23 protein-coding genes are annotated in these 26,549 nt (G+C 76.5%); 17 read left to right on the top strand and 6 right to left on the bottom strand.

What is annotated here, in order from left to right; genetic code table 11:
- Positions 1-158 precede the first annotated feature (158 nt).
- Genes DQ237_RS13865 through DQ237_RS13875 form a run of 3 tightly spaced genes read left to right on the top strand, consistent with a single transcriptional unit; the run spans position 159 to position 2,576 of the window.
- Complete coding sequence (locus DQ237_RS13865; RefSeq protein ID WP_113800718.1) at positions 159-638, top strand: VOC family protein; 480 nt, start codon at positions 159-161, stop codon at positions 636-638.
- 37 nt (positions 639-675) lie between these two features.
- Entirely contained in the window at positions 676-1,410 is a 735-nt protein-coding gene (locus tag DQ237_RS13870) for a bifunctional 2-polyprenyl-6-hydroxyphenol methylase/3-demethylubiquinol 3-O-methyltransferase UbiG (protein WP_113800719.1), read from the top strand.
- On the top strand, positions 1,407-2,576 hold the full coding sequence (locus DQ237_RS13875) for an alkaline phosphatase family protein (protein ID WP_113800720.1): 1,170 nt from the start codon (positions 1,407-1,409) through the stop codon (positions 2,574-2,576). Before DQ237_RS13870 ends, DQ237_RS13875 begins: the two co-directional genes overlap by 4 nt.
- Position 2,577: 1 nt before the next feature.
- Here the strand turns inward: DQ237_RS13875 and DQ237_RS13880 are convergent, their stop codons facing one another.
- From DQ237_RS13880 to DQ237_RS13890, 3 genes are all read right to left on the bottom strand, one after another.
- On the bottom strand, positions 2,578-3,552 hold the full coding sequence (locus DQ237_RS13880) for a sucrase ferredoxin (RefSeq protein ID WP_113800721.1): 975 nt from the start codon (positions 3,550-3,552) through the stop codon (positions 2,578-2,580).
- Positions 3,549-4,772 (bottom strand): cupin domain-containing protein, encoded by a 1,224-nt coding sequence (locus tag DQ237_RS13885; RefSeq protein WP_113800722.1) that lies wholly within the window; start codon positions 4,770-4,772, stop codon positions 3,549-3,551. The genes DQ237_RS13880 and DQ237_RS13885 overlap by 4 nt, the downstream gene beginning before the upstream one ends.
- Before the next feature lie 68 nt (positions 4,773-4,840).
- Positions 4,841-5,119 (bottom strand): BatC protein, encoded by a 279-nt coding sequence (locus DQ237_RS13890; RefSeq protein WP_113800723.1) that lies wholly within the window; start codon positions 5,117-5,119, stop codon positions 4,841-4,843.
- 193 nt (positions 5,120-5,312) lie between these two features.
- Here DQ237_RS13890 and dinB point away from each other — a divergent pair, with 193 nt between their 5' ends.
- Together dinB and DQ237_RS13900 are read left to right on the top strand one after the other, a co-directional pair.
- Positions 5,313-6,521 carry a DNA polymerase IV gene (dinB, locus tag DQ237_RS13895; RefSeq protein WP_113800724.1) on the top strand — a complete coding sequence of 403 codons (1,209 nt, stop codon included), beginning with the start codon at positions 5,313-5,315 and terminating at the stop codon, positions 6,519-6,521.
- Between the two features lie 146 nt (positions 6,522-6,667).
- Positions 6,668-7,066 (top strand): DUF3040 domain-containing protein, encoded by a 399-nt coding sequence (locus DQ237_RS13900; protein ID WP_113800725.1) that lies wholly within the window; start codon positions 6,668-6,670, stop codon positions 7,064-7,066.
- A gap of 31 nt (positions 7,067-7,097) precedes the next feature.
- Here the strand turns inward: DQ237_RS13900 and DQ237_RS13905 are convergent, their stop codons facing one another.
- From DQ237_RS13905 to DQ237_RS13915, 3 genes are read right to left on the bottom strand one after another with little or no spacing between them, the layout of a single operon-like run.
- A complete protein-coding gene (locus DQ237_RS13905; protein ID WP_113800809.1) occupies positions 7,098-9,347 on the bottom strand; it encodes a DUF3488 and transglutaminase-like domain-containing protein in 2,250 nt (749 codons plus the stop codon).
- Positions 9,344-10,687: a DUF58 domain-containing protein gene (locus tag DQ237_RS13910; RefSeq protein WP_113800726.1), complete on the bottom strand. Its 1,344-nt coding sequence runs from the start codon at positions 10,685-10,687 to the stop codon at positions 9,344-9,346. Before DQ237_RS13910 ends, DQ237_RS13905 begins: the two co-directional genes overlap by 4 nt.
- Positions 10,688-10,692: 5 nt before the next feature.
- Positions 10,693-11,676 carry a MoxR family ATPase gene (locus tag DQ237_RS13915; RefSeq protein WP_113800810.1) on the bottom strand — a complete coding sequence of 328 codons (984 nt, stop codon included), beginning with the start codon at positions 11,674-11,676 and terminating at the stop codon, positions 10,693-10,695.
- 224 nt (positions 11,677-11,900) lie between these two features.
- On the opposite strand from DQ237_RS13915, the gene mraZ reads away from it, so the two are divergent.
- The 12 genes from mraZ to DQ237_RS13975 all read left to right on the top strand — a co-directional run bounded on the left by mraZ (position 11,901) and on the right by DQ237_RS13975 (position 26,532).
- The gene (gene mraZ, locus DQ237_RS13920) at positions 11,901-12,335 is read left to right on the top strand and encodes a division/cell wall cluster transcriptional repressor MraZ (protein ID WP_113800727.1); all 435 of its coding nucleotides are present in this window, start codon (positions 11,901-11,903) and stop codon (positions 12,333-12,335) included.
- A gap of 416 nt (positions 12,336-12,751) precedes the next feature.
- Complete coding sequence (gene rsmH, locus DQ237_RS13925; protein WP_113800728.1) at positions 12,752-13,741, top strand: 16S rRNA (cytosine(1402)-N(4))-methyltransferase RsmH; 990 nt, start codon at positions 12,752-12,754, stop codon at positions 13,739-13,741.
- On the top strand, positions 13,738-14,310 hold the full coding sequence (locus DQ237_RS19760; RefSeq protein WP_113800729.1) for a hypothetical protein: 573 nt from the start codon (positions 13,738-13,740) through the stop codon (positions 14,308-14,310). The genes rsmH and DQ237_RS19760 overlap by 4 nt, the downstream gene beginning before the upstream one ends.
- Before the next feature lie 3 nt (positions 14,311-14,313).
- Complete coding sequence (locus DQ237_RS13935) at positions 14,314-16,122, top strand: penicillin-binding protein 2 (RefSeq protein WP_113800730.1); 1,809 nt, start codon at positions 14,314-14,316, stop codon at positions 16,120-16,122.
- A gap of 85 nt (positions 16,123-16,207) precedes the next feature.
- On the top strand, positions 16,208-17,761 hold the full coding sequence (locus DQ237_RS13940; RefSeq protein WP_113800731.1) for a UDP-N-acetylmuramoyl-L-alanyl-D-glutamate--2,6-diaminopimelate ligase: 1,554 nt from the start codon (positions 16,208-16,210) through the stop codon (positions 17,759-17,761).
- Positions 17,758-19,149, top strand: a complete 1,392-nt coding sequence (gene murF, locus DQ237_RS13945) for a UDP-N-acetylmuramoyl-tripeptide--D-alanyl-D-alanine ligase (protein WP_113800732.1) — start codon at positions 17,758-17,760, stop codon at positions 19,147-19,149. Before DQ237_RS13940 ends, murF begins: the two co-directional genes overlap by 4 nt.
- Complete coding sequence (mraY, locus tag DQ237_RS13950) at positions 19,146-20,222, top strand: phospho-N-acetylmuramoyl-pentapeptide-transferase (protein ID WP_113800733.1); 1,077 nt, start codon at positions 19,146-19,148, stop codon at positions 20,220-20,222. Before murF ends, mraY begins: the two co-directional genes overlap by 4 nt.
- A gap of 77 nt (positions 20,223-20,299) precedes the next feature.
- Positions 20,300-21,742: a UDP-N-acetylmuramoyl-L-alanine--D-glutamate ligase gene (murD, locus tag DQ237_RS13955; RefSeq protein ID WP_113800734.1), complete on the top strand. Its 1,443-nt coding sequence runs from the start codon at positions 20,300-20,302 to the stop codon at positions 21,740-21,742.
- The gene (ftsW, locus tag DQ237_RS13960; protein WP_304557949.1) at positions 21,739-23,187 is read left to right on the top strand and encodes a putative lipid II flippase FtsW; all 1,449 of its coding nucleotides are present in this window, start codon (positions 21,739-21,741) and stop codon (positions 23,185-23,187) included. Before murD ends, ftsW begins: the two co-directional genes overlap by 4 nt.
- Positions 23,184-24,284: an undecaprenyldiphospho-muramoylpentapeptide beta-N-acetylglucosaminyltransferase gene (gene murG, locus DQ237_RS13965; protein WP_113800735.1), complete on the top strand. Its 1,101-nt coding sequence runs from the start codon at positions 23,184-23,186 to the stop codon at positions 24,282-24,284. The genes ftsW and murG overlap by 4 nt, the downstream gene beginning before the upstream one ends.
- Positions 24,281-25,738: a UDP-N-acetylmuramate--L-alanine ligase gene (gene murC / locus DQ237_RS13970; protein WP_113800736.1), complete on the top strand. Its 1,458-nt coding sequence runs from the start codon at positions 24,281-24,283 to the stop codon at positions 25,736-25,738. The genes murG and murC overlap by 4 nt, the downstream gene beginning before the upstream one ends.
- Entirely contained in the window at positions 25,735-26,532 is a 798-nt protein-coding gene (locus DQ237_RS13975; RefSeq protein WP_113800737.1) for a cell division protein FtsQ/DivIB, read from the top strand. The genes murC and DQ237_RS13975 overlap by 4 nt, the downstream gene beginning before the upstream one ends.
- Positions 26,533-26,549: the final 17 nt, after the last annotated feature.

Below are 26,549 nucleotides of genomic sequence, written 5' to 3' on the forward strand. Positions count from 1 at the left end.
ACGGGGCTCCCCCGGGAGCAGCCGGCTACCCGGCGCTTCGTCGACCTCGTGTGGTCGGCGTGACAGCGCGGGCCCGACCACCGATGAGTTCTCGGGCCCGCCGTGGTCTCACCCTCGACGCCCCATCTGATCCGCACCCCCGCGAAGGAGCTCCCACGATGCCCAAGCAGATCCCCTGCATCTGGATGGACGGCACGGCCGAGGAGGCCGCCGCGCACTACACCTCGATCTTCCCGAACTCCTCCGTCGGCGAGGTGACCCGCTACGGGCCCGGCCAGCCGATGCCCGAGGGGACCGCCATGACCGTGAGCTTCACGCTGGACGGCCAGGAGTACGTGGCGCTCAACGGCGGGCCGCAGTTCCCGCACAGCGAGGCGATCAGCTTCCAGATCATGTGCGCCGACCAGGAGGAGGCCGACCACTACTGGGACCGGCTCACCGACGGCGGCGAGGAGAGCATGTGCGGCTGGCTCAAGGACCGCTTCGGCGTCTCCTGGCAGGTCATCCCGACCGAGCTCATGAGCCTGCTCGGTGACCCCGACCCGGGCCGGGCGCAGCGGGCCGCCCAGGCGATGTTCCAGATGCGCCGCATCGACATCGCCGGGATCAGGCGGGCCGCGGACAGCGTCCCCGCCTGAGGGCGGCGGCCGCGCACCCGCCGCTAGGCTCCGGTGGGTGCCGACCGTTCCCTCCTCGCCGACCGCGGCGCAGCTGCCCGCCCGCACCGCCGCCGTGTGGGCCGCGCTCGACCCGCTCGTGGGCGCCGGCACCCCGCTGCGCGTCCTCGACGTCGGCGGTGGCAGCGGGATGTTCGCCGTTCCCCTGGCCCGGTTGGGGCACACCGTCACCGTCGTCGACCCCAGCGCCGACGCCCTCGCCACCCTCTCCCGCCGCGCGCGTACCGACGGCGTGGGGGAGCGGGTGGTGGGCGTGCAGGGCGACGGCGACCTGCTGCACGAGGTCCTCGCCGGCGACGGCGGCTACGACCTGGCCCTGTGCCACTCCGTCCTCGAGGTCGTCGACGACCCGGCCGGAACGCTGCGCGAGGTCGCGGGTGCGCTGCGCCCTGGCGGCACGGTGAGCCTCGCCGTCGCCAACCGGGCCGGGGCCGTCCTCGCCCGTGCCGTGGCCGGCCACCCGGTGGAGGCGCTCGGCGTGCTCCGCGACCAGGAGGTCGTGCCCGGGCGCGCCGGCCGCCGGCGCTTCACCCACGGCGATCTGCTCGTCCTCGTCGACGGAGCCGGGCTCACCGCCGGGGACTGGCGCGGGGTCTCCGTCGTCGCCGACCTGCTCGAGGCGGCCTCCGGCGCCGACCCGGCCGCCGTCCGCGACCTGGAGCTGGCGCTGTCCGGCAGCTCGCCCTACCGGGAGGTCGCTGCCGGCCTGCACCTGCTGGCCACCCGCCCGTGACCCTCCCGGCCGACCTGCAGCGGCCGGCCTACGGCTCCGCCGGCCTCGGCGACGTCCTGCCCGGGGTCTCCGCCGCACTCGGCGCGCCGGTGCCGCGGGGGGAGCTGCCCGCCGATCCGCTCGGCCTCACCGGTGCGCTGCAGGGAGCGCGCCGGGTCGCGGTGCTGCTGGTCGACGGCCTCGGGGCGGACCTGGTGCGCGACCACGCCGACCTCGCGCCCACCCTGGCCGCGCTGAGCAGCCCCGCCGGCGACCTCGCCGCCCCGTGCCCCAGCACCACCCCGGTCAGCCTCACCACCCTGGCCACCGGCCTCCCGCCCGGCAGCCACGGCGTCCTCGGCTTCGTGACCGACGTGCCGGGGGAGGATCGCACGCTCAACCACACCCAGTGGGCCGACGACCCCGACCCGGCCGAGTGGATGGCGCAGCCGACCGTCTTCCAGCGCGCCGCCGCCGAGGGTGTCGCCGTCACCGCGGTCGGACCGTGGGCCTACGCCGGGTCCGGGCTCACCGAGGCGGCCTACCGCGGCGGCGGCTACACCGGCAGCGTGGGCCCCGGCGACCTCACCGCCCTGATGCGCACCGCCCTGGACGCCGGACCGAGAGCGCTGGTCTACGGATACCTGGCCGAGCTCGACCTCGCCGGGCACGTCCGCGGCGTGGACTCGCCGAGCTGGCGCGCGCAGCTCCGTCAGGTCGATGCCCTGGTCGCGCAGCTCGTCGACGGCCTGCCCCACGACGGAGCGCTGCTCGTCACCGCCGACCACGGGATGCTCGACGTCCCGGCGCACACCCGGCTGGACCTCGACGAGGAGCCCGACCTCGCCGACGGCGTCCGGCTGCTGGCCGGCGAGCCCCGCGCCCGCTACGTGCACGCCGAGCCGGGCGCCGAGGCCGACCTGCTCGACCGGTGGCGCGGCGTCCTCGGCGACCGCGCCTGGGTGGTGGGCCGCGACGAGGCGATCGCCAGCGGGGTCTTCGGTCCGGTGGACGACCGGCTGGCCGCCCGCATCGGCGACGTCGTCGCGCTGGCCCGGGGCACGTGGGCGCTGGTGAGCCCGCGGCTGGAGCCCGGCCCGAGCCGGCTGGCCGCCTACCACGGGTCGCTGACCGCCACCGAGCTGGCGATCCCGCTGCTGCTCGCCCGCGGGCGCGGACTGGCCTGAGTCAGCCCGCAGGCGTCAGGGGGCGGGTGGCCAGCGACAGGTGGTGCCAGGTGCGCATCCGTCCGGGCCGTGCCGCCTGGCAGGTGAGGCGCACGGTCTCCGGCGACGGCCGGCTCTCCACCGTGACGACCACGGCATCGGCGGGGCCGGCGAGCGTGACCTCCCAGCGCTCGACCTCGGCCGCGGGGGAGTCCAGGGCGGTGACCGCGAGCGGCGCGAGGTCGTCGACGCCGAGCAGCCCGAGCTCCTCGCGTGCGTAGTGCTGGGCGGCCTGGGCCGGTGCGGCGACGCCCGCGCGGCCGCGCAGCCAGGGCAGCGCCACCTGGCCCGCGCCGTGCGCCGCCACGACCAGCGACCCGTCGCCGGGCACCTGGCCGTAGTAGAAGCCGTGCGGGAGGACCACGAGGTTGGCCGCGAACCGGTCGCCCCCGAGGTGGCTGCACTCCCACACCTGGTCCGTGCCCGACGCCGGCAGGGTCCGGGCCAGCGGCCGCCCGCGCAGCGCGCAGCAGGCGTCGTGGCCGCCGTGCGTGCACACCAGCCAGGTCCTGCCGGATGCGGGCTCACCCACCGAGCCGTCCCAGGGAGCTGTGAGCAGGTCGGAGTCCGAGGCGCGCACCGACCACCACAGACCTTCACGCCCGGGGCGGCTGTCGGCGTACGCCCAGCGGCGCCCCGAGTCGGCCAGCCGGTCGCCGGGCCGGCGCACCAGCAGCACGCGCACACCCTCGCGGGCGGCGCGCTCGGCCAGCAGCGGGGCGACCCGGGCGTCGAACCGGGACTGCAGCAGCGCCTGCCGCCCCCAGGGCCCGGGCTGCTCGATCAGCAGCCAGCGGTCCACGGGCGCGGCGGTGGCGATCCCGGAGTCGCCGCGGGCCAGTGCCTGCACCGAGCAGCGGCCCTCGTCCAGGCGGCCGATCGGCCCGGCCGGCAGATCGGTGCGGCAGAAGTCGTCGGCCGCCGAGCCGGTGGTCACGGCTCGGGCTGCAGGCCGGGCAGCTGCGCGTCGGGCACCGTCGCGATCGACTCGGTGACCAGCCGGCGGGCGAGCGCGAGCCGGCCGGCGGGCTCCAGGCCCGGCAGGTCACCGACCTTCAGCTCGCCGACGGTGAGCAGCTCGTGCAGCGCCTGCAGCTCGCCCTCCGGGAAGGAGAGCGAGCGCCGTCCGGCGATGAGCGTGACCGCGCCGTCGCCGGTGTTCCGCAGCGAGCAGCGCAGCCGGGACCGCAACCGCAGCACGGTGTCCTCGTTCAACGCCGCCGCGGCCATCGACTGGGCCAGCGGGGCCACCGGCTCGGGGCGCACCTGCGCCCACGTGCGGGCCCGCAGCCGGTCGGCCACCGCGGTCGGGTCGACCTTCGCCAGCCACTCCTGCAGGCCGGCGATCACCCCGGCGACGTCGGCGCGGATCGAGTCGGGGCGGGTGAGGTCCAGACCGAGCGGCAGGGAGCCGCGCAGCTCCGGGTCCTCGGCGGCCAGCGTGCGCACCAGGTCCAGCGCCGACTCCGCGGCAGCCCAGCGGGTGACCGGGTGGATGCCGATGGTCAGGTGCGCGCTGATCTCGCCGAGCGCCCGGGCCGAGTGGAGGTAGCCGCGGGGCAGGTAGAGGGCGTCGCCGGGACGCAGCACGGCGTCGATGACCGGCTCGCGCTCCGCGGCGGCAGCCACCTCGTCGGCCCGGTCGTTCCACGGCTGGGTGCGCAACGGGTCGGGCAGCACCGGCTCGTGGATCGTCCAGTGCTTCTCACCGGCCACCTGCAGCACGAACACGTCGTGCACGTCGTAGTGGGGGCTGAAGCCGCGCGAGGACGGCGGCGTGACGTAGGCGTTCACCTGCGTCGGGTGGCCCAGGTCCGCGGCGAGGGAGTCGGCGAACTCGATCAGCGGCGGCCACAGCCGGTGCAGGCCCTGCAGCACGACGGTGCTCCCGTCGGCGAACAGGCGCAGCACGGCGTCGGAGCTCACCTGGTCGGCGATCTCGGCGCCGGCGCCACCGGAGGTGGTGAAGCGCTTCGCGTCGACGACGGCGCCGTCCTTGGCGATCCGCAGGAACGGCGTGCGCAGACCGCGACGGGAGAGCAGCTCGTCGATCGCCGGCAGGTCGAGCAGATCGGTGAAGGAGTCACCGGTCTCCTGGGCCCGGGTCAGCAGCGGCCGCTGCGCCCAGTACTTCGCGCCGAACTCCTCCGGCGTCATGTTGGTGCACCGCCGCAGGGCGGGGCGGAGCGGCTGCTCCGCCCCGCCCTGCGGGGTCGGGCTCTCGCTCAGGCCGAACCGTCCGCGCCGCCGTCCGCGCCGCCGTCCGCGCCGCCGTCCGCGCCGCCGTCCGCGCCGCCGTCCGCGCCACCGTCGGCACCGCCGTCGGCACCGCCGTCCGCGCCGCCGTCCGCGCCACCGTCGGCACCGCCGTCCGCGCCGCCGTCGGCCGGGCCGTGCGCGCCGCCGTCCGCGCCGCCGTCGGCGCCACCGTCGTGGACGCCGGGCGTGCCCGCCGCCCCGGCGTCGGCCGGGCCCTCAGTGGTCATGTCGTCGTCCAGAGCCATGGCTCCTCCGTCACATCGGTGCGGGCCGCCGGTCGGCGACCCCTGCGGGCTGCTTACCTCGGTGATCATGGCCTCACACCTGCCGGGCGACCAGCGCGGGGAGGGTGTCCGACACGGTCGCCGCGGCGGAGCCGGGCGGGAGCCCCCCGGGTCGCTATCCTGTCGAACACGTGTTCGACGGAAGAGGTGGGCGGTGGCGGGGGACCGAGCGGGCGGGTGCACCGTCCTGCACGTCGACATGGACGCCTTCTTCGCCAGCGTCGAGGTGCGGCGACGGCCGGAGCTGGCCGGCACGCCGGTGATCGTGGGCGGAGCGGGCAACCGCGGCGTGGTCACCTCGGCCACCTACGAGGCCCGCCGGTACGGCGTGCACGCGGCGATGCCCACCGCCCGGGCGTTGCGGCTGTGCCCGACGGCGACCGTCCTGCCGGGAGACATGGCGCTCTACACCGAGGTGTCCCGCTCGGTCATGGCGCTGTTCCGGTCGATCACCCCGCTGGTCGAGCCGCTCTCCCTGGACGAGGCGTTCCTCGACGTCTCCGGAGCCGGGCGCCGGTTGGGCGACGCCGCGGAGATCGGCGAGTACATCCGCGCCCGGGTCTTCGACGAGCAGGGCATCACCTGCTCGGTCGGGGTCGCCGGCACCAAGTTCGTGGCGAAGCTGGCCTCCACCCGGGCCAAGCCCGACGGGATGCTCGTCGTCCGCCCGGCCGAGGTCATGGGCTTCCTGCACCCGCTGCCGGTGGGCTCGCTGTGGGGGGTGGGCCCGAAGACCGAGGAGACGCTGCTGCGGCTGGGTCTGCGCACCGTCGGCGACCTGGCCCACGTCCCCGCGCGCACTCTCCAGCGGGCGCTCGGCCACGCGGCCGGCGGCCACCTGCACGAGCTGGCATGGGGGCGCGACCCGCGACGGGTGGTGCCCGACGAACCGGAGCGGTCCACCGGCGCGGAGGAGACCTTCTCCACCGACGTCGACGACCCCGCCGTCATCCACCGGGAGCTGCTGCACCTCGCCGAGCGCACCGCCGGCCGCCTCCGCTCGATCGGCTGCCTGGCCCGCACGGTCAGCATCAAGGTGCGGTTCGCCGACTTCGCCACGATCACCCGGAGCCGGACCCTCGGCGCGCCCACCGACGTCGGCAAGGACCTCTACGACACGGCCCGGGCACTCTTCGACGCCCTGGCGCTCGACCGGGCGCGGATCCGGCTGGTCGGGGTGCGGGCCGAGCGCCTCGTCGACGCCGCCGAGGCGCCCCAGCAGCTCGAGCTCGGCGCCCGCGAGCACGGTCGCCGGGAGGCCGAGCTCGCCGCCGACCGCGCCGCCCGCCGGTTCGGGGCCGGGGCGGTCCGGCCGGCCACCCTGCTGCACCGTTCGGGGCGCCCCGGATCCCCAGGGCGCTGACCAGCACGGACGCCACCCGGGCGGGTGACCGGTGGCAGCGCGCGACAGGTCAGCGGACCGTCGCCTTTCGCACCCCGCAATCGGCTCGTATCCTCGGGGACACCGTCGGAGGGAGCCTTCGACGGAACTGGCATTGGGAGGTCGACGTGCCGCTCTCCGAGCACGAGCAGCGTCTGCTGGAGCAGATCGAGCGCGCCCTCGTCGATGACGATCCCAAGTTCGCTTCCTCGGTCCGCACCGGTGACCGCCGCCTGAAGGCCCGCCGCAAGCTGCAGCTCGGCGCCCTGCTGGTCGTCATCGGCCTCGCGGTCCTCGTGGCCGGTCCCGCCACCGGGTCGGTCCCCCTGGGCGTGCTGGGCTTCCTCGTCGCCTTCGGCGGCGTGACGCTCGGGGTGCTGAACTACCGCGCCGCGACCGGCGCCGTCGAGGCCGGGCCGGCCGGCCCCCGGGGCTCCGGCGCAGCCGGCCGCGGTGGCCGCACCCGCGGTCGCCAGCCGATGAAGAACCGCCTCGAAGAGCGCTTCCGCCGCCGCTACGACCAGTAGCCCGCAGCCCCTCCGTTCCCGGCCGTCGTCCTCACCGGACGGCGGCCGGTGACGTTCCCGGCCGGCGGAGCCCGCCGCGGAGGGCATCGACCAGCGAGGCCGGCCAGATCACTGCGGCCGCTCGGCGGTGCCACGGCCGCGATGCAGCCAGCCCCCGTCGGGCGGTCCGCAGCAGACCGGCCAGCGCCGGGTCCGGCGAGCGGTCCCCGGGGCGGCCGTAGGTCGCCGCCTCCTCGGCCATCGCCAGGGCGGTGAGCGCCTCGGCGAACCCGGCCTGCGGGCCGGCGGCCGCGGCGAGGGCCTCGGCCGTGCGGCGCGGGGTCCGTGCGGCGTCCAGCGGGATCCCCAGGTCGGTCGCGCTCGCCAGCAGCTCGTCCCACAGCCCGGACGCGGTGCCTCGGGCCAGTCGGCGCCGCCGCTGGACGGCCCGCAGGCCGGCCGGCAGGGCCACCAGCAGGCCCAGGCCGAGCACCGCCCCGGCGGTGAGCGCGACGGGGCGCACCCACGACGTGTCCTCCTGCGCCGTCCGGGCCTGCGGAACGGCGTCGGGCACCCGGTCCTCGCGAGGCGCCTCGGTCGCCGGCGCCCCGGTCGGCGCGGCCGTGGTCGGCGTCTCCGCGACCTCCTCCTGCCGGTCGGAGGCGCGCGGCGACCAGGGGAGGGCCACCCGGCGGTCGACGGCGATCGGCGTCGGGTCGAACGGCACCCAGCCGTAGCCCTGGAAGAACACCTCCACCCAGGCGTGGGCGTCCTTGCTGGTGACCAGCCGGCTGCCGTCGCGCTGCACCGAACCCGGGGTGTAGCCGAGCGCCACCCGGGACGGCAGGCCGGCCTGGCGGACCAGCACGGCCATGGCCCCCGCGTACTGCTCGCAGTAGCCGCGCTTGAGCCGGAGGAAGTCGACCAGGTCGTCGCCGGTGGTGCCCGGGCTCGTCGACAGGCTGTACGCGAAGCCGTTGCCCCGGTCGGTGAGGTACTCCTGGATCCGCCGGACCCGCTGGTAGGGGCTGGTGGCGCCCGCGGTGAGCTCTGCGGTCAGCCGGCCGATCTCGGGGTCCAGCTCGGGCAGCGCACCGAAGCGCTGCTGCAGCCCGTCGCCGGCGGGCAGCGGCGCGGCGCGGTCCAGCAGATCGGGGGAGGGCCGGGGCTCGGCGGCCGTCACCCGGTAGCGGCTGCCCGCGCTGGTCACGTCGCGGCCGAACACCGTGCCGGTCGCGGCATCGAAGCGCCAGCCGCCCTCGTCGCCGTCCACCCGGACCGTCAGGGGCGAGGAGGGCACCGGAAGGAACCGGTCGTCGTGCTCCAGCACCTCGACGTCGACGCCCACCTGGCGGCTGGGCTGGCGGGGCGGGAGAGGGGCCAGCCGGTCCTCGTCGGCCACCGCCGTCTCGCCGTCGAGGTTGCTGAGGGTCCAGCCGTCCTCGGCGTCGTAGTCGTCCAGGGTCACCGCGCGCAGGTAGCCGAGGTCCTCGACGGAGGAGTCCACGCGGAGCAGTTCGATCGGCTGCGGCCGGCTCAGCTGGCCGCGCATCTCCGCCACCGGGTCCAGTGCCGTGCCGGTCGCGCCCACGACGCCGCCGCCGAGGCCCGTGCCGAAGGATCCCTCGGCCGCGGTCGGCACGAACGGGGCCAGCCCGATCCCGGCCGCGAGGGCGAGCACACCGATGCGCAGTGCGCCGGCGCCCCCACCGGCCCAGCCGTGCAGCCCGGTGAGCACGCGTTGCTGGTCGGCCCACAGCAGCAGCGCGAAGCCGGCGGCCGGGGCCACGAGGGCGGGCAGCCCCACCGATCCGGTGACCGTGCCGACCGGCACGCAGAAGAGCACCAGGAGCGCGAGCCCGGCCACCGCAGCCCGCTGCGCCGCCACCGCGAGCAGGTCGACCACCACGGCGACGAGCCCGACGAAGAGCGCGGTGAGCGCGAGCAGCCCGGTCAGCGCCAGCGCCGGTGTGGCCTGCTCGCGCACCTCGGCGGCGCCGTCGGCCAGCACGTCGCCCAGCCGGCCCAGGCTGGTGGGCGTGGGGACCAGGCCGAGCAGCGCGCGGTCCGGGGCGTAGAGGGCGGTGAGGACGACGACGAGCAGCGCCAGCTGGGCGATCGGGACCAGGAGCGCCGGGGCCCCGGCCCTCCGCGTCAGCAGGCCGCCGGCCAGGACGGCGAGGACGGCCCCGAGGACCGGGGGGAACCAGCCGGCCGAGCTGAAGACCGGCGCGAGCGCCACCGAGCCCAGGAGCGTGGCCAGGGTGGCGGCACCGGCGGTGCGGGGGTCGGGGTCGATCACGCGGGCACCCCGGTGGCGCTGCCGGCCACCGCGGCCCATGCGTCGGCCACCCCCTGGTCGGCGCGGGCGACCGTGACCTGCCAGCCGGCGGCCACGAGCAGGGCCGCGGCGTCCTCGCGCTGGGCGGCCAGCGCGTCCCGGGCGGGAGCGGCACGGCGGCCGCGACCCGGGAGGACGGCCCAGCCGGTCACGTCCAGCAGGACGGCGACGTCCGTGCCCGCGCCCGGTCGCAGCGTGGCGAGGGCCGCCACGTCGTCGGGGCCGACCGCACCGAGCAGGCAGATGAGCGGACCGTCCGCCGCCGCCCGGCAGGCGGCCTCGATCCCGCCCTCGAGGTCCGGCAGGCGGGACGGCCGCACCGCGGCCAGCCGGTCGAGGAGCTCCGCGGTGCCCAGCCCGGAGCGTCCGGCGGCGGGCGAGAGCTCCCCGGCCTCGGTGAGCACGCGGACCGCCGACCCGCGGCCGGTGAGCGCCGCCCCGATGCTCGCGGCCGCCTCGACCAGCCACTCCAGGCTGTCCGGGGGCGGGCAGTCGTCGCCGGCCGGTCCGGGGACCGCGGCCTGGCCGTGGGCGGGGGCCACGAGGTGCGCCCTCGCGCGGGTGTCCAGGAACAGGGTGCCCTGGGGCCGCCAGGGGCGTTCCTCCGTGCGCACCATCAGCTCGCCGGTGCGGGCGGTCGCCCGCCAGTGCACCTTGCGCAGGTCGTCGCCGCGCCGGTACTCCCGCACGCTCACGTCGTCCTCGCCGTGCGCGGCGACGGACCGGCGTGCGCCCTCGCCGCCCCGGCCGAGCGCCGCACCCGGGCCGCCCGGGCCCAGCGGCCGCACCCGGGGGACGACGACGAGCGGCGCCGTGCCCGTGCCGGCGGCCGTCCGCTCCACCAGCCCGAACGGATCCACCATGCGCAGCTGCAGCGGTCCGAGTTCGTGGCGGCCCCGGTGCCGGCCGACGACGGCGTAGCGCAGCGCCGTGGTCGCACCGGGGAGGAGGCCGGAGACGGTGTACCGGGGTGAGGAGCCGAGCGCCGCGGGGAGCTGCTCGGTGAGCAGCCACAGGCCGCCACGGCGGGTGTCGGTGCTGCGCAGCTCGAGGAGCACCTCGGCCGGGGTGCCCCGGGGGACCCGTGCGGGGCTCGTCGTCCGCCGGGTGGTCACGCGGAACCGTCCCCGGGCGACGGACAGCGCCGCGAGCACCGGGAGCGCCAGGACGACCAGGCCCAGCTGCACGAGCGACCGTTCGCCGAGGACGACGCCGGCCAGCGCGAGGGCGAGCCCGCCGCCGATCAGGCAGCGGCCACGCCCGGTGAGCGCGGACAGCGCCCGCCCGGGGACCCTCCGCACGGCGGTCAGCGCCCGCGCGGGACGGGCACCGTCGCGAGGAGGTGGGCCACCACCTGCTCGGGCGTGCGCCGACCGGCAGCCGCCTCGCTGCTCAGCAGCAGCCGGTGGGCCAGCACCGGGACGGCGAGGGTCTGCACGTCGTCGGGCAGGACGTGGTCCCGCCCCTCGAGTGCGGCCGACGCCCGGGCGGCCCGCAGCAGCTGCAGGCCGGCCCGCGGCGAGGCGCCCAGGCGCAGCTCGGGGGAGCGGCGGGTGGCCTCCACCAGGGCCACGACGTACCGGCGCACCGCGTCCGAGACGTGCAACCGTGCGACCGCGGCCACCAGCGAGCGCACGAGCGCGGCGTCGGCCACCGGTCGCACCTGGGCGAGCGGATCGGTGGTCGCGCGGTCGTCGAGCATGGCGAGCTCGGCGGCCGGGTCGGGGTAGCCCATCGAGACGCGCGCGGTGAAGCGGTCGCGCTGGGCCTCGGGGAGGGGATAGGTGCCCTCCATCTCCAGCGGGTTCTGGGTGGCCATCACCAGGAACGGGCGGGCCAGCTCGTAGCTGACGCCGTCGACGGTGACCTGGCGCTCCTCCATGCACTCCAGCAGCGCCGACTGGGTCTTGGGCGAGGCGCGGTTGATCTCGTCGGCGACGACGACGTTGGCGAAGACCGCGCCCGGCTTGAACTCGAACTCGCGGGTCTCCTGGTCGTAGACCGCGACCCCGGTGACGTCGCTGGGCAGCAGGTCCGGGGTGAACTGGATGCGCCGCACGCTCGCGTCGACGGAGGCGGCCAGTGCCTTGGCCAGGGTCGTCTTGCCCACGCCGGGCACGTCCTCGATGAGCAGGTGGCCCTCGGCCAGCAGGACGACGAGGGCCAGCCGCACCACCGCGTCCTTGCCCTGGACGACGCGGCCGATGTTCGCCGCGATCCGTGCTCCCTCGGCGGCGACGTCGACCGACGGATCGGCCGTCCCGTCCGCGGCCCGTGTCGCCTCCGTCACGCCGTCCACCGTACGTCGCGGGAGCGGCCGGGGGAGCCGTTGCTGATCTCCCCGGTCCGCCGGTCGCGGCGGGGGACGGGCCGGAGTGGGGCCGGTGGGTCACGACACGGCCTCGGGTGGTGTCCAGTGGGGGCTAGTGGGTTACTGTGTCGGCCGGTGGGGAGGCAGGGTCCGTCCGGGGACCCGGCAGGGCCCATGGGAGGACAGATGCAGGGGGTGATCCGGTGTTCGTCGGCAGCTACCCGTTGCGCCTCGACGAGAAGGGCCGGCTCGCCCTCCCCGTCCGCTTCCGCGACCAGGTGGCCGACGGCATGGTGATCAAGAAGGGCCAGGAGCGCTGCATCTACGGCCTCACCATGGCCCGGGTCGCCGAGCAGAGCGCCGCCATGGCCGCCATGGCGCCGTCGGACACCGCCCGGGCGCGCATGGCCGCCCGCATGAGCTTCGGGTCGATGGTGGAGCTGGAGCCGGACAAGACCGGCCGCATCACCATCCCGGCGAGCCTGCGCGAGTACGCCGGGCTGGACCGCGACGTCGTCGTGGTCGGCGTCGACACCCGCTTCGAGATCTGGGACGCCGGCAACTGGGAGGCCTACGTGGCCGAGCTGGAAGCCGCCTACGCCGACATGGAGAGCGAGGGGATGCCGACGCTGTCGTGATCCCGGGAACGCCCCACCCGCCCCCACCGGCCCCCGCGCAGACCCGAACGAGCCGCCTTCCCCGCGGCTCGACCGGACCCGGGCCCCAGCCGCCTTCCCCGCGGCTCGGTCCCACCGCACGGAGCGCCGCCAGGACGACGGGTACCGCCGGCCCCGACCGGCGTGGGTGACCCACCGGCCCCGCGGGGCGCCACCTGACGCTCTTCCCCGACGCCAGGCGGACCCCCGCGGGGCCGGATCCCGTCTCGGACCGACCTCCCGCGCCCCACTCCGCTCCACCGTCCCCACCCGGCCCCACGGCCCCCCTGCGCCCCACCCGCCCGATCCCGCACAGCGCGCCCCGGTGGTTCCCCCTGCTCCACCACCGCGAGCGGCACCATCGCGGGAACCGCCCGGACCACGAGAGGCAGCAGACGATGACCAGCACCGGCCCCGCCGCGGCGGGCTCGCCGCCGCCGGTGCACGTGTCGGTCCTCCTCGACCGCGTGGTCGAGCTGCTGGGCCCCGCCTGCTCGGCCGACGGCGCCGTCCTGGTCGACGCGACCCTCGGCCTGGCCGGCCACACCCTGGCCATGCTCGACGCCCACCCGGGCCTCCGGGTGATCGGCCTGGACCGCGATCCCGATGCCCGGGCCGAGGCCGCCCGCCGCATCGAGGCCGCCGGCCACGCCGACCGCGCCACCCTCGTCCCCGCCGTCTTCGACGAGCTGCCCGACGTCCTCGACCGCCTGGGCGTCGACGAGGTCCACGGGGTGCTGTTCGACCTCGGCGTCTCCTCGCTGCAGCTGGACCGCCCCGACCGCGGCTTCAGCTACTCCACGGACGCGCCGCTGGACATGCGCATGGACCCCACCGTCGGCCGCACGGCCGCCGAGGTGGTCAACACCTATCCGGCCAAGGACCTCGCCCGCGTGCTGCGCGTGTACGGCGAGGAGCGCTTCGCCTCCCGGATCGCCTCGGCCATCGAGCGCGAGCGCGCCCGCGAGCCGTTCGCCGGGACCGCGCGGCTGGCCGAGCTGGTCCGGGAGTCCATCCCCGCCGCCACGCGCCGCACCGGTGGGCACCCCGCCAAGCGCACGTTCCAGGCCCTGCGCATCGAGGTCAACGACGAGCTCGGCGCGCTGGAGCGCGCCCTCCCCGCGGCGATCGACGCCCTGGCCGTGGGTGGCCGGATCGCCGTCATCACCTTCCACTCCTTGGAGGACCGGATCGTGAAGCAGACCCTCGCCGCCGGAGCCCTGGACCGGACGCCGCCGGACCTGCCCGTGCCCCTGCCCGAGTACGGGCCGACCCTGAAGCTGCTGACCCGCGGGGGAGAGGCGCCCGGCGAGGACGAGGTCGCCGCGAACTCGCGGGCCGCCTCCGCGCGGGTCCGGGCCGCCGAGCGCATCCGGCGGACGGCATGAGCCGCACCGCCGCCGTCCGCGCCACGCCGCTGCGCGCGCCGGCTCCCCGCACGGGCCCGACCGGCTCCGCCCGCGCCGGCTCCGCGCGTGCTGCCCGGCCCACCGCCCGACCGGAGCTGCGGCTGGTGCCCACCGGCACCTCCTCCCGGACCCGACGGCGGACCGGGCGCGCCCTGCTGTCGCGCAAGGCCTCCTTCGTCCTGCTCGTCGTGGCCCTCCTCAGCCTGACCACCGTCGGGCTGCTGGTGCTCAACACGGCCATCGCCGTCGACTCGCTGGAAGCCAGCTCGCGCCGCCAGGACAACGCGGCCAGGGCCCAGGAGATCCAGCGGCTCGAGCAGCAGGTCGTCTCGGGCCGGACGCCGGCAGAGGTGGCCCGCGCCGCGCAGGAGATCGGGCTGGTCCCCGCGGGGGCGGCCGGCTACCTGGTGCTGGGCCCGGGATCGACCGCGATGCGCGGCACCCCCGAACCGGCGCCCGCCCCTGCCACCGCACCCGCCCCTGCTCCCGCGCCGAGCCCCGCGGCCGAGCCGGAACCTGCCCCGGCGGCCGTCCCGAACGGGGACTGAGCCGTGCCGAACAGCGTCCGCGGACCCGGAGCGGGGCCCTTCCAGAGCCGCCGCGCACCGGGCACCCGCCGCACCCGGGGCGCCGGTCTCACCGTCGACCAGCGGGGCCGCCGCAACCGGTTCGGCCTGGTGTTCCTCATCGCGCTGCTGGTCCTGGTGGTCGGCCGGCTCGTGGTGCTCCAGGGCATCGACGGCGCCGCCTACGCCAACGCCGCCGAGCAGGACCGGCTGCGCAGCTACCCGATCGCGGCGCTGCGCGGGCAGGTCCTGGACCGGAACGGCAACCCGCTGGCCTACACCGTCGACGCCTCCCGCGTGGTCGCCGACCCGACCGTCGTCAAGGACCCCCGCCGCACCGCCCTGGCGCTCACCACGCTGCTCGGCGTCCCGGTCCCCGAGCTCACCGAGAAGCTCTCCGGGACCAGCCGGTACGTCGTCCTGGCCACCGAGGTGCCGACCGAGGTGAGCGACGCCGTCGACGACCTGGAGCTGCCGGGCATCGTCCTGGAGGACGACCCCGTGCGGCTGTACCCCGCGGGCGTGGTCGGTGGGCAGGTCGTCGGCTTCGTGGGCCGTGACGGGACCGGCCTGGCCGGTATCGAGCAGACCTTCGAGGACGAGCTCTCGGGTACCGACGGCGAGCGCACCGTCGAGGTGGGCAGCGGCGGCCACCCGATCCCGTCCGGGATCGACGAGTCCACGCCGGCCACCGACGGCGACGACGTCACCCTCACCCTCGACCAGGACCTGCAGTACGTCACCGACCAGCGCCTCGGCCAGGCCTGCGCCGACGGTGCCACCACCCGGGCCTCCGCCGTCGTCCTGGACGTGCGGACGGCGCAGGTCGTGGCGATGGGCTCCTGCCCGGGCTACGACCCCGGCGCCTACTCGAGGACCGACCCGGACCTGCTGGGCAACCCCGTCGTCTCCGACGTGTTCGAGCCCGGCTCGGTGATGAAGGCGGTCACGCTGGCCGCCGCCGTCGAGGAGGGCAAGGCGACCCCCGACCGGGTGCTGTCGGTCAACGGGCACATCCAGGCCGGTGACCGCGTCGTGACCGACGCCCACGACCACGCCCCGGTCGACTGGACCGTCACCGGCATCCTCGCCAAGTCCAGCAACGTCGGCACGATCATGCTGGCCCGCGAGGTGGGCGACGCGACCCTGGAGAAGTACCTGCGCGCGTTCGGCCTGGGCTCCACCACCGGCATCGAACTGCCCGGCGAGAGCCGGGGCATCCTCCAGGACTCCGACGAGTGGACCGCCAGCCGCGCCGCCAACGTGCCCATCGGCCAGGGCGTCTCGGTCACCACGCTGCAGATGGCCTCCATCTACCAGGCCATCGCCAACGGCGGGGTGCGGGTCGAGCCGCGGATCGTGCGCTCGGTGACCACGCCCGGCGGCAAGGTCCTCCCCTCGCCGGAGCCGGAGAGCACCCGGGTCGTCAGCGAGTCCACCGCCGACCAGCTCGCCTACATGCTCGAGGCCGTCGTCGGCCCGGGGGGGACCGCGCCGCTAGCCCAGATCGAGGGCTTCCGCGTCGCTGGCAAGACCGGTACCGCGCAGCGGGCCAACCCCGAGACCGGCAGCTACGCCGGCGGCGGGTACGTGACGACCTTCGTCGGCTTCGCCCCGGCCGACGACCCGCAGTACGTCGTCGCCGTCGACCTGGAGCGCCCGACCAGCTCCGCCGAGGGCGGGCAGGTCGCCGCCCCGGTGTTCGCCGACATCATGAAGGCGGCCCTCACCGGCAGCGGCGTCGTCCCCTCCGGCACGCCGCGACCCGAGTTCCGTCTCACCGGCGCCCCCTGACCAGCACGTCCGGCCCGCCGCGGGACGCGCGGGCCGGACGCACGCATGCCGGTCGGGCGAGCCACCGCCGGTAGATTGGAGTCCCGTGACCCCGACCGACGACGGGGCGACCCCGCCGCGCGCGGGGAACCGCCCCCTGCAGCTCTCCGCCCTGGCCGATCTGGTCGGCGACCCGGTCGGTCCGGCCGGCGCCGGCGACCCGGCGATCACCGGGGTCACGCTGGCCTCGTCCGAGGTGCGCCCCGGTGACCTGTACGCCGCCCTGCCCGGCGCGCGCACCCACGGGGCCCGGTACGCCGCGGACGCGGCGACCCGCGGTGCGCTCGCCCTCCTGACCGACCCGACCGGCCGGGAGGAGGCGCTCGCGACGGGGCTGCCCGTCTGCGTGGTCGAGGACCCGCGCGCCGTCCTGGGCGCCGTGGCCGACCGGGTCTCGGGGGCGCCGAGCAGCCGGCTCACGGTCCTCGGGATCACCGGGACCAACGGCAAGACCACCACGAGCTACCTCGTGGAGGCCGGGCTGGCCGCAGCCGGCCGCACCACCGGGCTCATCGGCACGGTGCAGACCCGCACCCGCGGCGCCGACGGCTCGGTGACCGCGCTGCCCAGCGTGCGCACCACCCCGGAGGCGCCCGCGCTGCACGCGCTGCTCGCCGGCATGGCCGACGCCGGGGTGTCGTCGGTCGTCATGGAGGTCTCCAGCCACGCCCTCGTGCAGGGCCGGGTCGGCGGGGTGCGCTTCGCCGCGGCCGGCTTCACGAACCTGGGCCGCGACCACCTGGACTTCCACGCCGACATGGAGGACTACTTCCGGGCCAAGGCGCTGCTGTTCGACGGGCGGGCCGCCGTCGAGGTGGTCGATGTCGACGACGCGTACGGCCGCCGGCTGGCCGAGCGGCCCGGGCGGCGCCCGGTGACCGTCGCCTCCACCGAGGGAGCCACCGCGGACTGGACGGCGACCGACGTGGCCCCCGCGCCGGCCGGCGGGTCGACCTTCACGCTGCACGGCCCCGGCGGGCGCAGCTGGCCGGCGCGGGTGCGGCTGCCCGGGCGGTTCAACGTCGCCAACGCCGTCCTCGCCGTCGCGCTGCTCGACGCCGTCGGGGTGGCGGTCGAGGACGCGCTGACCGGCGTCGCCGGGACCGTGGTGCCCGGCCGCATGGAGCCGGTGGACGCCGGCCAGCCGTTCGTCGCCGTCGTCGACTACGCGCACACCCCGGACGCCGTCGCCACCGCGCTCGGCGCGCTCCGCCCGGCCACCGCCGGCCGGCTGGTCACGGTGCTCGGCTGCGGCGGCGACCGGGACGCGGGCAAACGCGCCGCGATGGGCGCCGCGGCCGCCGAGGGCGGCGACGTCCTCGTGGTCACCGACGACAACCCGCGGTCGGAGGACCCCGCCGCGATCCGCGCAGCGATGCTCGCCGGGGCCGCCGAGGTGCCGGCGGAGCGCCGGGCGGAGATCATCGAGGTCGCCGGACGCCGGGAGGCCCTCGCCGCGGCCGTGCGCCTGGCCCGGGCCGGGGACACCCTGCTGGTGGCCGGCAAGGGGCACGAGACCGGTCAGGAGGTCGCGGGCACGGTGCATCCGTTCGACGACCGCGTCATCCTGCGCGAGCTGCTCTCGGAGGCCGCGTCGTGATCGCGCTGACCCTCGCCGAGGTCGCCGACGCCACCGGCGGGCGCCTGCAGGGCGATCCGGGCACCGTCGTGACCGGGCAGGTCACCCTCGACTCCCGCGCCGTCGGCGCCGGCGACCTGTTCGTCGCGGTGCGCGGCGAGCGCGTGGACGGGCACGACTTCCTCCCGGCGGCCGCGACGGCCGGTGCAGCGGGCGCCCTGGTCACCCGTGCCGACGCAGCCCTGCCGTGCGTCGTCGTCGAGGACACCGTGGTCGCCCTCGGCCGCCTCGCCTCGGTCGTGCACGCCCGGCTCACCGCCGCCGGGCTCCGGACCCTGGCGATCACCGGGTCGTCGGGCAAGACCTCCACCAAGGACCTGCTCGGTCAGGTGCTGGCGGCGGCGGGGCAGACCGTGAGCCCGCCCGGTTCCTACAACAACGACATCGGCCTGCCGCTGACCGTGCTCTCCGCCGACGAGGACACCGCCTACCTGGTGCTCGAGATGGGCGCGCGCGGCGTGGGCCACATCGCCCGGCTGTGCCGGGTCGCCCGCCCGCAGATCGGCGTCGTCCTCAACGTCGGGTCCGCCCACCTCGGCGAGTTCGGCTCCGCCGACGGCATCGCCCTGGCCAAGGGCGAGCTGGTCGAGGCACTGCCGGAGGACGGCACCGCGGTGCTCAACGTCGACGACGCCCGGGTCATCGGGATGGCGCCGCGCACCCGCGCGCGGGTGCTCGGCACCGGCCGCGGCGCCGACGCCGACGTGCGCGCCACCGGCGTCGCGCTCGACGACAGCGCCCGGCCCCGGTTCACGCTCGTCGCCGGGGGAGAGGAGCACCCGGTGGCGCTGCAGGTGGTGGGCGAGCACCAGGTGGCCAACGCCCTGTCCGCCGCCGGTGCGGCGCTGGCCGCGGGCATGACCCCGGCCGACGTCGCCGCCGCCCTGTCCACCGCCGGTCCGCGCAGCCGCTGGCGGATGGAGGTCAGCCGCCGGGACGACGGCGTGACCGTCGTCAACGACGCGTACAACGCCAACCCCGAGTCGATGCGGGCCGCCCTGGCCGCGCTCGCCGGCCTGCCCGGCGAGCGCCGGATCGCCGTGCTCGGCGGCATGGCCGAGCTCGGTCCCGACGCCGCCGAGGAGCACGAGCGGCTCGGGCGGGACGCCGTCGGGGCCGGGGTCGACGTGGTCATCGCGGTCGGCGCCGATGCGGTAGGCATAGCCGGAGGTGCGACCGCCGCGGGGCGGCGCGCAGGAGAGGAGTCGGTGCACGTGCCGGACCGGGCCGCTGCCCTCGCGCTGCTGGAGGAGGTGCTGCGCCCCGGCGACGTCGTGCTCGTCAAGGCCAGCCGCTCCTACGGCCTGGAGCTGCTCGCGGCCGACCTGCTGGGCGGTGCCGCCTCGTGAGGAGCGTCCTCATCGCCGCGGCGGTCGGGCTGATCGTCTCGATCCTGCTCACGCCGCTGGCCATCCGCGCCTTCCGCCGCCAGGGGCTGGGGCAGGAGATCCGTGACGACGGTCCCGAGAGCCACCTGTCGAAGAAGGGCACGCCCACGATGGGCGGCACCGTCATCGTCGGGGCCACGGTGCTCGGCTACGTCGTCGCGCACCTGGTCTTCGTGGGCCAGTCGGGCTGGGGCTTCACCGCCACCGGGCTGCTGCTGCTCTTCCTCATGGTCGGCATGGGGACCGTCGGGTTCCTCGACGACTACCTCAAGATCCGGCACCGGCGCAGCCTCGGCCTGAACAAGACCGCCAAGCTCGTCGGCCAGCTGCTCGTCGGCGTCACCTTCGCGGTGCTGGCCATCAACTTCCCGCACGACGGGGTCACGCCGGCGTCGACCGTCGTCTCCTACGTGCGCGACATCGCGCCCCTGGCGCTGGGGCCGATCGCGTTCGTGATCCTCGCGTACCTCTTCATCGCCGGGTTCTCCAACGCGGTCAACCTGACCGACGGGCTCGACGGCCTCGCCGCGGGCTCCTCGGCGATGGTGCTGGCGTCCTACGTGGTCATCTCCTTCTGGCAGTTCACCCACGACTGCGCCAACGAGCTCATCGAGGGCTGCTACACCGTGCGCGACCCGCTCGACATCACGCTCATCGCCGCCTCCGGCATGGGGGCGTGCCTGGGCTTCCTGTGGTGGAACACCAGCCCGGCCCGGATCTTCATGGGCGACACCGGTTCGCTGGCCCTCGGCGGGCTGCTCTCCGGCCTGGCCATCGTCACCCGCACCGAGCTGCTGCTCGTCGTCCTCGGCGGGCTGTTCGTGGCCGTGACGCTCTCGGTGATCATCCAGGTGGCGTTCTTCCGGGCCACCCGGCGCCGGGTCTTCCGCATGGCACCGCTGCACCACCACTTCGAGCTGGCCGGGTGGACGGAGAGCACGGTCATCGTCCGGTTCTGGCTGGTCACGGGCATGGCGGTCGCCTTCGGGCTGGGGCTGTTCTACGCCGACTGGCTCGGCTTCGTGGGCCTGTGAGCGGACAGGCGCGTGAGCATCGCAGCGAGGAACGAGCGAGGAGCGGAGCGCGACGCGGGAGCGAACCAGAGGGCGCTGTGAGCGGGCAGCTGCACTCCTTCGCCGGCCGCACCGTCCTCGTCGCGGGGCTCGGCGTGTCCGGGGTGGCCTCGGCCCGCGTGCTGCTCGACCTGGGCGCCCGCGTGCTGCTCACCGACGCCGCCCAGGTGCCCGCGGTCGCCGAGCTGACCGCAGCGGGCGCCACCTGGCTGGGCGCGCTCGACACGGTTCCCGCCGCAGCGGACCTCGTGGTCACGTCGCCGGGCTGGCGGCCGGACAACCCCCTCCTGGCCGACGCCGCGGCGCGCGGCATCGAGGTCGTGGGCGAGCCGGAGCTCGCCTGGCGGCTGCGCGTCTCGGGCCCCGACGGCACCCCTGCGCCGTGGCTCGCCGTCACCGGCACGAACGGCAAGACGACGACCGTGACGATGCTGGAGGCGATCCTCCTGGCGGCCGGTCGGCGTGCGGTCGCGGCCGGGAACGTCGGCCGCCCGCTGGTCGAGGTGGTCACCGCCCGCGCCGAGGACGGGACGCCCGCCTACGACGCGGTGGCCGTGGAGCTCTCCAGCTTCCAGCTGCACTGGTCCTCGACGCTGGCCCCGGCCGCCGCGGCGGTGCTGAACGTCGCCGACGACCACACCGACTGGCACGGCTCCTTCGCCGCCTACCGCGACGCCAAGGCCCGCATCATCGAGCGGTCGCCCGTGGCGGTGGCCGACGCGGGGGACCCCGTGGCCGCGCGCCTGGTCCAGGGGCATCCCCGTCCGGTGACGGTGACCCTCGGCGAGCCCGCTCCCGGTCAGCTCGGCGTCCGCGCCGGCGTCCTGGTGGACCGGGCGTTCGCCGAGGACCCGGCCGGCGAGGTCCTGCTGGAGCGATCGGAGCTACCGGTCCCCGGGCCGCACAACACCGTCAACGCCCTCGCCGCGGCGGCCCTCGCCCGCGCGGTCGGGGTGCCGGCGGAGGCGGTGGCCCGCGGCCTGGCCGGGTTCCGCGGCGGAGCACACCGGAACGTCCTCGTCGCCACCGTCGACGGCGTGGACTACGTCGACGACAGCAAGGCCACCAACCCGCACGCGGCCGGCGCCTCGCTGGCCGCCTACCCGCGGGTGGTCTGGATCGCCGGTGGCCTGCTCAAGGGTGCCGACGTCGACCCGCTCGTCGCCGCCGTGGGGCCGCGCCTGGCCGGTGTGGTGCTGCTCGGCCGCGACCGCGCCGAGATCGCCCGCTCGCTGGCGCGACACGCCCCCTCGGTGCCGGTGGTCGAGATCCCCAGCGGCGACGATGGGTGGATGGATCCGAGCCGGCCGGACGCCGCGGCGACGATGACCCGCGTCGTCACCGCGGCCGCCGGGCTGGCCCGGCCCGGTGACACGGTGCTGCTCGCGCCGGCCGCGGCGTCCATGGACGTGTTCCGCGACTACGGCCACCGCGGCCAGGCGTTCGCCGACGCGGTGCGGGCCCTGGTGACCGACCGATGACGAGCACCCAGACCCGGCCGCGTCCGCAGCGCACCGACCGCGCCCGCCGGACCGAGCGGCCGAGCCGGCCCGCGCGCCGGTTCACCCCGCCCGCCTGGCTGGACGGCCCGATGACCAGCCTCCACCTGGTGCTCGGCTCGGCCGGCCTGCTGCTGCTCATCGGCCTGGTCATGGTCTTCTCCGCCTCCTCCATCGAGGCGGCGCTCGACGACCAGCCCGCATGGGCGCCCGGCGTGAAGCAGCTGGTGCTGGCGTGTGTCGGCCTGGCGGCGATGGTGGTGGCGATGCGGCTGCCCGTCGGGCTGGTCCGCCGGCACGCGCCGAAGGCCCTGGTCGTGGTCTTCGCCCTGCTGCTGCTCGTGCTGATCCCCGGCCTCGGGATCGAGCGCAACGGTGCCCGGCAGTGGATCCCGCTCGGGTTCACCGACTTCCAGCCCTCGGAGCTCGGCAAGCTGGTGTTCGCGCTCTGGGGCGCGCACATGCTGGCCCTGCGCGAGCGCTACCTGACCACCCGGTCGCTGCTGGTGCCGGTGCTCCCGGTCTTCGGCGTCCTCTCCCTGCTGCTCATCGTCGAGCCGGACTTCGGTGGCGTGGTCAGCCTGGCCCTGGTGCTGGTCGGCCTGCTCTGGGCCGGGGGCCTGCCGCTGCGCTGGTTCGGCGCCTTCGCCGGTGCGGGGGCGGTGCTGCTCGGCGTCATGGTCCTGGTCGCGCCCTACCGGATGGAGCGCGTCACGGCCTTCATGGACCCGTTCGCCGACCCGACCAACACCGGCTTCCAGGCCATCCGCGGCATGTACGCGCTGGCCACCGGCGGGCTGTGGGGCGTGGGCCTGGGCAACAGCGCGATGAAGTGGAACATCCTCCCGGAGGCGGAGTCGGACTACATCTTCGCGATCATCGGCGAGGAGCTCGGTTTCCTCGGCTGCCTGGTGGTCGTCACCCTGTACGGCGTGCTCGCCTACGCCGGCTTCCGGATCGCCCGCCGCTCCGCCGACCGGTTCGTCCAGCTGGCCAGCGTCGCCATCACCGTGTGGCTGATCGGTCAGGCCACGATGAACATGGGGTACGTGGTGGGCATGCTCCCGGTGACCGGTGTGACGCTCCCGCTGATCTCGGCGGGCGGCACGTCGCTGATCCTCACGCTGTTCATCGTCGGTCTGCTCGCCCGCTTCGCCTGCTCCGAGCCGGCCGCCGTCGAGCACCTGCGCACCGCCGACCGCAGCCGGCTCGCCCGGTTGCTCCTGCCGGCGCCGGCGCACGCGGTCGACCCGGTGCGCCTGCACCGGTTCCCGGACGAGCCGGTGGAGGGCAGGCCGGCGGTCGCCGGGACCCGCACCCTGCTGCACCCGCGGGGGACGGCGGCGCGGCGCACCCCAGCGCCCCGCGGTGCCGACCTGCGCCGACGCGAGCCCGCCGTCCGGCGCCGGCCCGGGGGCGACCGATGAGCGCCCCGCGCTCGGTGGTCCTCGCCGGCGGCGGGACCGGCGGCCACATCGAGCCGATGCTCTCCCTGGCCGACGCCCTGCGCCGGCGCGGCGGCCCCGACCTGCGCATCACCTGCCTGGGCACCGCGCGCGGCATGGAGACCCGGCTCGTCCCCGCCCGCGGCTACGACCTGCGGCTCATCCCGCCGGTGCCGCTCCCGCGCAAGCCGACGCCGGACCTGCTCCGCGTGCCGGGGCGGGTCCGGCGTTCGGTCGCCGAGACCCGGGCCGTCCTGGACGAGGTCGCCGCCGACGTGGTCGTCGGGTTCGGCGGCTACGTGGCGCTGCCGGCCTACCTGGCCGCCCGCCGGGCGAAGGTGCCGGTGGTGGTGCACGAGCAGAACGCGCTGCCGGGGCTGGCGAACCGGGTCGGCGCCCGCATCGCCGCGCGGGTGGCGGTGACCGTGCCGGGCACCCCGCTGCGCGGCGGGGAGCACGTCGGCATGCCGCTGCGGCGCAGCATCTCCACCCTCGACCGGGCGGCGTTGCGGGCCGAGGCGCGCGAGACCTTCGGTCTGGACGCCGACCGCCCCACGCTGCTGGTCTTCGGCGGCTCGCAGGGCGCCCAGTCGCTCAACCGGGCCGCGGTGGCCGCCGCGGCCGCCCTGACCGACGCCGGCGTGCAGGTGCTGCACGCCCGGGGGCCGAAGAACACCGGGGTGGTGGTGCCCGAGCGGCCCGCCGGCCGGGCGCCCTACGTGCTGGTCGACTACCTCGACCGGATGGACCTCGCCTACGCCGCGGCCGATCTGGCGCTGTGCCGCTCGGGCGCGGTGACGGTCGCCGAGCTGTCGGCGGTGGGCCTGCCCGCGGCCTTCGTGCCGCTGCCGATCGGTAACGGCGAGCAGCGTCGCAACGCCCTCCCGGTCATCGACGCCGGCGGCGGCCTCCTCGTGGAGGATGCCGCACTGACCCCCGAGTGGATCACCGGCACCCTGCTGCCGCTGCTCACGAACCCGGCCGCGCTGGCGGACCTCGCCCGGAACGCGGCCGCCGCGGGCGTGCCCGACGCCGACGAGCGGCTGGCCGACATCGTCTGCGAGGTGGCTGCGCGATGAGCGCGTCCGACGTCGCCGCCTGGACCGGACCGGTGCCCTCCGTGCCGGAGCTCGGCGCGGTGCACTTCATCGGCATCGGTGGTGCGGGCATGAGCGGGATCGCCCGCATCCTGCTGGCCCGCGGCGTGCGCGTCTCGGGCACCGACCGCCGCGACAGCCCCACGCTCCTGGCGCTGCGGGCGCTCGGCGCCCGGGTGGAGCTCGGTCACGCCGGCGAGCACGTCGGGGACGCCGACACCGTCGTCGTCTCGACCGCGATCCGCGCCGACAACCCGGAGCTCGTCGCCGCCCGGGAACGGGGTCTGCGCGTCCTGCCGCGTGCGGTGGCGCTCGCCGCGGTGATGGCCGGCCGGCGCAGCATCGCCGTCGCCGGCACCCACGGGAAGACCTCGACGACCTCGATGCTCACGGTCGCGGTGCAGGCGTGCGGCGTGGACCCGTCCTTCGCGATCGGCGGCACGCTCAACGAGTCGGGCAGCAACGCGCACGCCGGTGAGGGCGACGTGTTCGTGGCCGAGGCCGACGAGAGCGACCGTTCGTTCCTGCTGCTCTCGCCCTTCGGCGCGATCGTCACCAACGTCGAGGCCGACCACCTGGACAACTACGGCGACCTGGCCGCGGTCGAGGCGGCGTTCGACCGGTTCCTGCAGACCGTCGACCCCGCGGGTTTCGTGGTCGTCTGCGCCGACGACCCGGGAGCGGCCCGGTTGAGCGGCGTGCCCACGCCGGCACGGCTGCGCACCTACGGCACGGCGGAGGACGCCGACCTGCGGCTGACCGACCTGACCGTCGCGGCCGAGGGCACCAGCTACACCGCCGTGCTCGACGGTGCCGAGCTCGGCCGCGTGCGCATCCAGGTGCCCGGCGAGCACATGGCGCGCAACAGCGCGGCCGCGCTGCTGGCCGGGCTGGAGCTCGGGCTGCCCGCCGACGCGCTCGTCGAGGGGCTCGGTCGCTTCGGCGGCGTGCACCGGCGGTTCGAGCTCAAGGGTGTCGCCGGCGGCGTCCGCGTGTACGACGACTACGCCCACCACCCGACCGAGGTCGCCGCGCAGCTGCGGGCCGCGCGCGCGGTCGCGGGGGAGGGGCGCCTGGTGGTGGCGTTCCAGCCGCACCTCTACAGCCGCACGCAGGAGTTCGCCGAAGGGTTCGGTGCCGCCCTGGGGCTGGCCGACGAGGTCGTCGTGATGGACGTCTACGGCGCGCGGGAGGACCCGGTGCCCGGCGTGACCGGGGCGATGGTCGCCGACGCCGTGCCGCTGCCGGCCGAGCGCGTGGTCTTCGAGCCCTCGTGGTCGGCCGCCGGTCCGGCGCTCGCCGCCCGCGCCCGGCCCGGCGACCTGGTCATGACCATGGGCGCCGGCGACGTCTCGATGGTCGGGCCGGAGGTGCTCGACGCGCTCCGTGCCGCCGCACCGGCAGGGGAGGACGACGCGCCGGACGCCGGCCGGTGACCCGGTCGGGGAGCACCACGCGGGACCGCACCGGGCGGACGCGCCGCCCCGCCGGCCGGCGGGGCGGGGGTGCCACGCCGCTGCCGAACCGCCGTCGCCCGCTGCGGCCGCGCCAGCGCCGGGCGCTGCAGGGCGCGACCCTCGTCACCGTGCTGGCGGTGCTCGGCTGGCTGCTGTGGCTGGGGCCGGTGCTGGCGGTGCGCACGGTGCAGGTCGACGGGCTGGACGCCCTGGCCGCCGACGAGGTGCGCGCGGCCGCCCAGGTCCCCGACGGCGTGCCGCTGCTGCGGGTCGACATCGGCGCGGTCGAGGACCGGGTCGCGAGGATGCCGCAGGTCCGGTCGGTCCAGGCGGCACGCGGCTGGCCCGACCGGATCGTCATCACCGTCGCGGAGCGCATCCCGGTCGCCGTGGTGGGGGAACGGGGCCGGCGCTCGCTGGTCGATGCCGACGGCGTGCTCTTCGACACCCTGACCGGTGACGCGCCGCGCGGGGTGGTGCCGCTCGAGGTCGCCGACCCGGGCACCGACGACCCGGCCACGCGGGCCGGCATCGCGGCCATCCGCGCGCTGCCGGCGTCCTTCCGGGACGACGTCGAGCGCGTCGCCGTGCCCGACCCGGAGGCGATCGAGCTGACGATGCGCGACGGCACCGCGGTCCGGTGGGGGAGCGCGGAGCAGTCGGCGGCCAAGAGCCAGATCGTGGTCGCCCTGCTGGGCCGGATCGGTGACGGCGAGCTCGACCCGGCCGCGGTGATCGACGTCAGCGCGCCCGACGCGGTCGTCCTGCGCTGACCTCGGGCAGGGCTGAG

It is taken from the genome of Blastococcus sp. TF02-8 (assembly GCF_003319175.1).
GTDB lineage: Bacteria > Actinomycetota > Actinomycetes > Mycobacteriales > Geodermatophilaceae > Blastococcus.

Excerpts from the sequence above, each read along its gene's own strand:
- DQ237_RS13865 (WP_113800718.1), top strand. The coding sequence starts at position 159 with ATGCCCAAGCAGATCCCCTGCATCTGGATGGACGGCACGGCCGAGGAG.
- DQ237_RS13885 (WP_113800722.1), bottom strand. The coding sequence starts at position 4,772 with ATGACGCCGGAGGAGTTCGGCGCGAAGTACTGGGCGCAGCGGCCGCTG.
- DQ237_RS13890 (WP_113800723.1), bottom strand. The coding sequence starts at position 5,119 with ATGGCTCTGGACGACGACATGACCACTGAGGGCCCGGCCGACGCCGGG.
- rsmH (WP_113800728.1), top strand. The coding sequence starts at position 12,752 with ATGACCAGCACCGGCCCCGCCGCGGCGGGCTCGCCGCCGCCGGTGCAC.
- DQ237_RS19760 (WP_113800729.1), top strand. The coding sequence starts at position 13,738 with ATGAGCCGCACCGCCGCCGTCCGCGCCACGCCGCTGCGCGCGCCGGCT.
- ftsW (WP_304557949.1), top strand. The coding sequence starts at position 21,739 with ATGACGAGCACCCAGACCCGGCCGCGTCCGCAGCGCACCGACCGCGCC.
- murG (WP_113800735.1), top strand. The coding sequence starts at position 23,184 with ATGAGCGCCCCGCGCTCGGTGGTCCTCGCCGGCGGCGGGACCGGCGGC.
- murC (WP_113800736.1), top strand. The coding sequence starts at position 24,281 with ATGAGCGCGTCCGACGTCGCCGCCTGGACCGGACCGGTGCCCTCCGTG.